The 6680-nt window shown below is 49.0% G+C and carries 9 protein-coding genes and 1 pseudogene; 3 read left to right on the forward strand and 7 right to left on the reverse strand.

All coding sequences use genetic code 11. The features are described 5' to 3' along the window. Positions 1 to 43 precede the first annotated feature (43 nt). From ABEV74_RS05750 to ABEV74_RS05775, 6 genes are all read right to left on the reverse strand, one after another. On the reverse strand, positions 44 to 904 hold the full coding sequence (locus ABEV74_RS05750; RefSeq protein ID WP_430144217.1) for a DUF6597 domain-containing transcriptional factor: 861 nt from the start codon (positions 902 to 904) through the stop codon (positions 44 to 46). Positions 905 to 1015: 111 nt separating this feature from the next. After that, a complete protein-coding gene (locus tag ABEV74_RS05755) occupies positions 1016 to 1597 on the reverse strand; it encodes a DJ-1/PfpI family protein (protein WP_213529590.1) in 582 nt (193 codons plus the stop codon). Between the two features lie 23 nt (positions 1598 to 1620). Then, on the reverse strand, positions 1621 to 2097 hold the full coding sequence (locus ABEV74_RS05760; RefSeq protein WP_430144220.1) for a DinB family protein: 477 nt from the start codon (positions 2095 to 2097) through the stop codon (positions 1621 to 1623). A gap of 37 nt (positions 2098 to 2134) precedes the next feature. Continuing rightward, positions 2135 to 2605 carry a DinB family protein gene (locus ABEV74_RS05765; RefSeq protein WP_430144223.1) on the reverse strand — a complete coding sequence of 157 codons (471 nt, stop codon included), beginning with the start codon at positions 2603 to 2605 and terminating at the stop codon, positions 2135 to 2137. A gap of 218 nt (positions 2606 to 2823) precedes the next feature. Then, positions 2824 to 3321 (reverse strand): VOC family protein, encoded by a 498-nt coding sequence (locus tag ABEV74_RS05770; RefSeq protein WP_430144226.1) that lies wholly within the window; start codon positions 3319 to 3321, stop codon positions 2824 to 2826. 211 nt (positions 3322 to 3532) lie between these two features. Further along, complete coding sequence (locus tag ABEV74_RS05775; RefSeq protein ID WP_430144229.1) at positions 3533 to 4078, reverse strand: GrpB family protein; 546 nt, start codon at positions 4076 to 4078, stop codon at positions 3533 to 3535. 150 nt (positions 4079 to 4228) lie between these two features. Between ABEV74_RS05775 and ABEV74_RS05780 the strand changes: the two genes are divergently transcribed. Next, a complete protein-coding gene (locus ABEV74_RS05780; protein WP_430144232.1) occupies positions 4229 to 4804 on the forward strand; it encodes a histidine phosphatase family protein in 576 nt (191 codons plus the stop codon). Here the strand turns inward: ABEV74_RS05780 and ABEV74_RS05785 are convergent. Beyond that, positions 4791 to 5675: pseudogene (locus tag ABEV74_RS05785) on the reverse strand (serine/threonine-protein kinase). The gene ABEV74_RS05780 and the pseudogene ABEV74_RS05785 overlap by 14 nt on opposite strands. 194 nt (positions 5676 to 5869) lie before the next feature. Here ABEV74_RS05785 and ABEV74_RS05790 point away from each other — a divergent pair. Together ABEV74_RS05790 and ABEV74_RS05795 are read left to right on the forward strand one after the other, a co-directional pair. Continuing rightward, positions 5870 to 6208, forward strand: a complete 339-nt coding sequence (locus ABEV74_RS05790; RefSeq protein WP_430144235.1) for an ArsR/SmtB family transcription factor — start codon at positions 5870 to 5872, stop codon at positions 6206 to 6208. An 85-nt stretch (positions 6209 to 6293) separates the two neighbouring features. Next, positions 6294 to 6680, forward strand: a 387-nt coding sequence (locus ABEV74_RS05795) for an SRPBCC family protein (RefSeq protein WP_430144238.1), incomplete at its 3' end; no start/stop codon positions are given.

Below are 6680 nucleotides of genomic sequence, written 5' to 3' on the forward strand. Positions count from 1 at the left end.
AACGAAGATACGCGAACGGATATTGTAAATTTTTGACCTTGGCTTAAAGTGCAATATGGTTGCGGTGTCTCCCCGGTACTGCCTGGTAATCGCTCGGATTGATGCCGGAAAAAGACTGAAAGTCCTTAATAAAATGAGCTTGATCGTAGTAACCGCAAGAGAGGGCAATGTCTGTCCAGACGATGTTTTCACTGCGTGCGATACAGTCAAGCGCATGTTGAAAACGGAGGATGCGGCTGTATACTTTCGGAGTCATGCCGACCGTTTCTTTAAACATTTGGTTGAATGCCCGGTGGCTCAGTCCGATCCGGTCAACGATTTCCATGACATGACGGCCCGGCAAGTTATTCAACGCGTATCGGACAGCCGGATGGATCGTTAAAGGCCTACACGCGAAGGACAACAATCCGCGTTCCATCACCCGGAACATTCCTTCCGGAGACTGGGCCGCCAGCAGTTCCTCGCGAAGAGAACCCGCCTTTGCTCCCCAGACTGCATCCAACGGCACATGACTGTTCAGAAGCTCCTGCAGCGGTTCTTTCAAAAACGGACGGGCTCCTCCGGGCTTGAAATGAATGCCGATGACTGTCGCTTCGCCGGCCGTATCAATGGCATAATAATCCGAATGCGGGCCGCACAGGACGGAATACCCCGGTTCCATCTGCCCCGCTCTCCGGTCAAGCAAGCGGACGGATTCGTCTTGAAGAACGAAGATCGCATCGGCAGAGCCGTCCGGCAAAGTGCGTTCCCAAGTATGAAAAGAGTTGTAACCTTCCATATACCAAAAATAATCGACAAACATGCTTAACGGGGCGATGGGGATGTATGTGTGAATTAGCATAAACCGTTGTGCGGCTTCCAAAAGAGTCTGCGGGATACATACTGCGGGGCCGCTTTCCTCCATTGTCAAAATTGAAAAAGGTGAGGCTTGCGTCGAAGATCGAGTCGTGAGGTTGCCCGCCGAGCGCTTGGCGTAGCGAAAATCCCTTGTCGATCGCGGCAAGGGTATCGGTCTCTACACCTCAATCATCCCTTGCCTTTCATAGGGATAGTCGATTTGCTTCTTAATGATCTCAACCGCTCCTTTGTTTACCAAAAGTTCGACAATATATAAAGCGAGGTCGATGGATGTTGAAACGCCTCCCGCCGTTATCACGTTCCCATCTCGAACGATTCGGGCTTTCACTACTTCTTTGCAATACGGTTCTAATAGCTCATAAGCATTAGGATGGGTGGTTGCTTTCTTGTTCTTTAAAAAACCTGCAGCTCCGAGCAAGAGCGAGCCGGTACAAACGGATACGATGTATTGGACTTGACCGGCTTGCCGCAGCCATGAAATACATTCCTCATCGAAGCGAAGTTTTCGCGTTCCCATACCTCCCGGAACAAACAATAAATCATATTCAGACAGGTCGGGCTTAATCCGGTTGACTTTAATCGTTAATCCTGATTCATCGGATATTTCTTCCGAAAGTCCGCAAATATCCCACGTCGTTCCTTTTGTCTCTTCAAACCAATTCAACCGATTTACAACATCATAAAAACCGATAAAGTCTAAAAACGTGATCCCGTTAAAGACGACGAAACCAATCCTCATAGGCGCCCCCCCTGGATTCAAAGTTACTTTCTTAAATAGGCAATGTAATCGGTTTGGATACCTGAGTAGCCTAAGTGTCTAAGAATCGTAGAGATATTGCCCCGATGATAGGTTCCATGATTCACGACATGTTGAACGATCTCAGCAATGGAATTCCGAAACTCTTGTCCCGCTGTGTTCGTGTAGGTCACGCTCTTCTCCATATCATGAACGGATAATAAATATTCACGAATTTGCGATTGCAAATTGTTCATGTAATTGCCGGCTTCCTCGATATTGGAAAATTGCTTGTTCGCAAGCGATGCCGAAGGTTCCTCCTTGATCCTGGAAAACCACACTTCATCGACGGAGACGATATGGCCGATGACTTCCGCAATGGATTTGAACCCCAAATCGACTTCTTTCAATAATATCTCACCCGGCAATGATTTCAGATGATTCATCATTCTTTCATTCGCCCAAATATGATAATCATACAATTGAAAAATCCGTCCGTTCATTCCACTCTCTCCCAGCGCGATTGAACTTAGTTGGCCCCTACAAATCGTTTTTAATCCCTCTGCCAATAAAGCTGGCGGAGACCGGTTGTAATCCGAGCTCCCTTGACCAAACGGATAATTGTCCCATATGATGAATTTCATGCGCGATGACATGCCTTAAAATTTCGCCGTGTGTGTATGTATGTTTACTCCATGGTGCGAGGATTTGCCTTTCTTCCAGATCCGCTGTCCAATGATCTAAAAAGTCCTTTATTTCCCCCCGATATTGATCGGACAACTGACGTATGAATTCCAAATCCAGATCATCCGAATAATCAGGGTCCGGGACAGGTTCTTCTTGCAATGCTTTTATCCAACTATATTCGACATCCGTGATATGAAAAAAAGTTTTTAAAATTGATCCGACTCCGCCCGCGCGTTCTTTTGTTAATTCCCGATGGGGAAGTTGACGACATAACTCGAACCATTCATCTCTTACTTCCCAGTTATATACAAATAGTTGCTTCATCGTTTCCCCCCTCCTTTTCACGTACTCATGATAAGACCCGACCTTCGATAGCTCCGATCTTCGGCCGGGTCATATGTCGTCCGAGCTTCTTCCATGATTATACATCTGATGACCGAAGGATAAAAGCCAAATGGCGCAGATATCGTGTTATTGGTTGCCGCCGCCATTTGCCGGTTTTGCGGAAAGCCGGAGGCATGCCAGCCTCTCCTCATCGTTGGCTATGATCGCCCTTCGTAGGCCTGGAGCAAAGATTGCAGGTTGATTTTCTTCTCCGTCCGGAGCAAAGCATTCATCACTCTTTCCGACTTCTCCGGATCGGGGTCGGTGATCATCTCCGTAAGATTCGCGGGGACGACTTGCCACGATACGCCAAATTTGTCTTTAAGCCAGCCGCATACTTGCGCTTTTTCGTCTCCGCCTTCCGACAGCTTGTCCCAATAGTAGTCGATCTCGGCCTGATCTTCGCATTGGACGACAAAAGAAACCGCTTCCGTAAATTTATATTGGGGTCCGCCGTTCAATGCAATGAAAGGTTGTCCGTCCAATTCAAATTCGACAGTCATGACCGTTCCTTCGGGAAACCTGCGGTTGTCTTTTCCGTAATACGTTTTTCTGCCAACTCTGGAATTGTTGAAAATAGTCGTGTAGTAATGGGCCGCCTCTTCTGCTTGCGTTTCAAACCACAAATACGGCGTAATTCTTCGAGCAATTTTCATCTCGATTCCTCCTGCCTGCGTCAAATTTTTTCAATTCGATTATGCAAGTGTTTCACGATTCACCCTGTCGTACTATTCGCACGTTTCGTTGTTCTTTTTTAAGCAGCATATCAATGAAAACCGATTTATGGCTCACTTTTGTTCCTACTACTATTTTTTAAATTCTCCTCGCGGTTTCTCATTCATATGTTCCCCATTCTTTGGATACCTGCTAAGCATCCCGTTCGCCGGGCATCCAACCGACCATTTGGCTCCATTGATCCGCCTTCTGCATCATACTCCAAATAAATGGCCGTTTCGCCTCCACATAACCGTGGCGATCGTCTCTGTATCGTTCGGCCAGGCGAATCTTGCACTCGGCATAGGCCAAGCGATCTTCCTCATGGCAACGCAGATAGTCGCGGAACAAGAGCGCGAGTTGCTCGGACCAACTCCCTTCTCTTCTTACGTGGATATGTGTTCTCGCCATTCCGGGTCCCTCCCTGAAATATCGTTTGGTCAAATCCGGATTGTCGGACCTCCACCGGAAACCGCAGCGTTCCAAAGGAAGCCGAATAGCTTCGAACGGTTCGAACGATCGCACCGATATTTGGATGTCGATAATCGGTTTGGCGGCAAGTCCCGGGACGGATGTGGAGCCGATATGATCGATTCGAACGGCTGTTTCCCCGAGCTCCGCTCGCAGCAATTGCGCTATGCGTTGAAACCGGAGGGGCCATTCGGGCTGGTACGATTCGACCGTAATTTCGTCAGGCATGGTGTCATCCTTTCATGTTTCCATTTCATTTTTCAGTTATGATTATGTTACTGCTCCAGAAGCTACGCATATGCTATTTGACCTCGCCATGATGTGTCCATGTTGTGTCGTTTCCCACTACAAATAGCCAAGATTGCAAGGGGGCTTTTTATGGAAATCGTTTTTATTCGGCACGCTCAAGGCGAGCATACGGTACGCCCGCCCGCAAGCTTGCAGATTCCCGATCCGGCTCTAACCGAAACAGGCATTGGCCAGGCAGCGAAGCTGAAAGAAACGCTTTCGCTTACTTCGGCGGATGCGGTCATTGCCAGCCCGACAAGACGTACCCTGCAGACCGCTTCGATCTGGAGCGAAGACGTCCTCTGTGTGAAAATCGTCCATCCGCTCGTAGGGCCGCGCATGTTTCCCCTGCTGCCCCCCGAGTTTGCTCTGCCATGCGATCGGTCTCTTTCCGGGGAAACGATCCGTCGCGAGTTCCCGCATTTCGAACATGCAGCACATTTTGCGGAGCATGTTTGGCAGTACGGAATCAACGCGCTGCCTGACCACTCCTTTCATGCTCTGGCAAACGAATTCGTCCGGTGGTGCCAATCGCTGAACAAGCCGCGTCTGTACGTCGTTGCCCATGACGGCACAATCGCTTCCTACCGCCGGCATATCAGCGGTGAAGCACTCACCCGCGCGGACTTTCAAGGCGAAACCGGGTGGCACATCATGTCCATATAGGAGGCGGTCGGGCCGCATCCCAAGCGGCCTTGAATTCGGCCACACTGGCATACCGTAATGGCCGGTCCGGTCGGACGGCACGCATCGCGACATCATAGAGCGCCTGTCCGGCCTCCCATTTGGAAAATGACCGGTCAAGCTCCCCTCCCAACAATCCGAACGCTATGGCTCCCATCGTGAATACATTGGTCCTGGCATCAATCGGTGCCCCGTAAGTAAACTCCTCAGGCGATTTGAATCTTTTGGATCCCCAGAAATCCCCCATATCGTTTACCGAAGGCGCTTTTCTGTAAAAATCGATATCGCATATTCGGGTCGCATGGTTTGAAAAATCATACAAAATGCTCCCGTCATAAAAATCTACGGCGACATACCCCTTCGATTCCACATGTACATGAAACGAAAAAATGGCGTCCAGCGATGCCAGTCTCTTCTCAATCGGCAGTCGCTTGTAACGATAGAATGGGGAATCCGGATGCTCGTATTTGGCCGGAGGCGGAAAAGACCAGTGCGAATGCAGACACTCGCCGTCGAACCATTCGAACACCGCCGCATAACCGGTTTCAACCGGGAAATGCGACACCAATCAAATAAGAGCCGGATGGCTCAACTCATGGTACAACGGAATCGCTTGCTTTAATCGGTCTACTGCCTCCTGAGGATCGCCCTCGAAATCTATAGGTTTGCAGCCCGCAAACTTTACAAAGTACTTCCTGCCTCCCTTCTCCACTCCGAAACCGATGTTTCCCGAATCCTGCCGGTCGAATACGGTGAATACGCGGCCCAGACTTTTAAGCCAAGCAAACGAATAGGCTTCCTGCAATTGAAACATAACGTTATCGATGGTTATGGTGTACGGAACGCTGCTCATTCGGCCTCCTCCATGTTTATCCGATATGCTTCGATCGATCATAACTACTTCCATTTCAAGGTCATAATTTCCTTGTTTTCACCTGATCATTATCGGAACATTTGCGGCAAACTGATGCGATAAATATTACTTGACAGGAATATTCCTTATCGGTTATATTATAGACATGAAATTCTCGAGGAGCAAAATGACTTATGAATGTATCGACTTTCAGCGCTCTTGCAGAACCCAATCGGTTAGATATCGTTGAACTGTTGCGAGACGGTCCTCTGCCGGTCGGAGAAATCGCAGACCGGCTTCAGCTGGGACAACCGCAAACTTCCAAGCATCTCCGCGTTCTCAACGAAGCCGGTCTTGTCGAAGTGCAGCCGGTGGCCAATAAGCGGATTTATAAACTGCGCGCCCAACCGTTTCAAGAACTGGACGATTGGCTGGAAACGTTTCGCCGGATGTGGGAAGAAAAATTCGACAATTTGGAGGCATATTTGCGCCAATTACAAGAACCGGATCACCGTGGTGGCGACAAGGAATAGTTTGACTAGCGGAGTCCCAGCTGGCCTGTCATATTATTCAGGAGCTGCTTGGATCAATAAAATCATCTAAAAATGGATGATGAACATGACTGAAAGCAGTGTTACAAGCAAGGAAACACCTGGAAACCACCACGAATTTGTGTACACCCGGGTGTTCAACGCGCCGCGCGAGCTCGTCTTCAAAGTCTGGTCGGAAGTCGATCATCTCAAGAAATGGTGGGGACCGAGAGGTTTCGAGTGGGGGACGGCCAAGCTTGATTTTCGTCCGGGCGGAGTATTCCATTACAGTATGCGCACGCCTGACGGCATCGAGATGTGGGGCAAGTTTGAGTATCGGGAAATCGAGGAACCGGAAAAGATTGTATTTGTCAATTCGTTCTCCGATGCCGAAGGCAACAAGATCCGAGCTCCGTTCAGTCCCGCGTTCCCCTTGGAAGTACTAAATATCTTGACCCTGAATTTCGAAAGTACA

It is taken from the genome of Paenibacillus cisolokensis (assembly GCF_050481165.1).
Lineage (GTDB): Bacteria > Bacillota > Bacilli > Paenibacillales > Paenibacillaceae > Paenibacillus_AH > Paenibacillus_AH cisolokensis.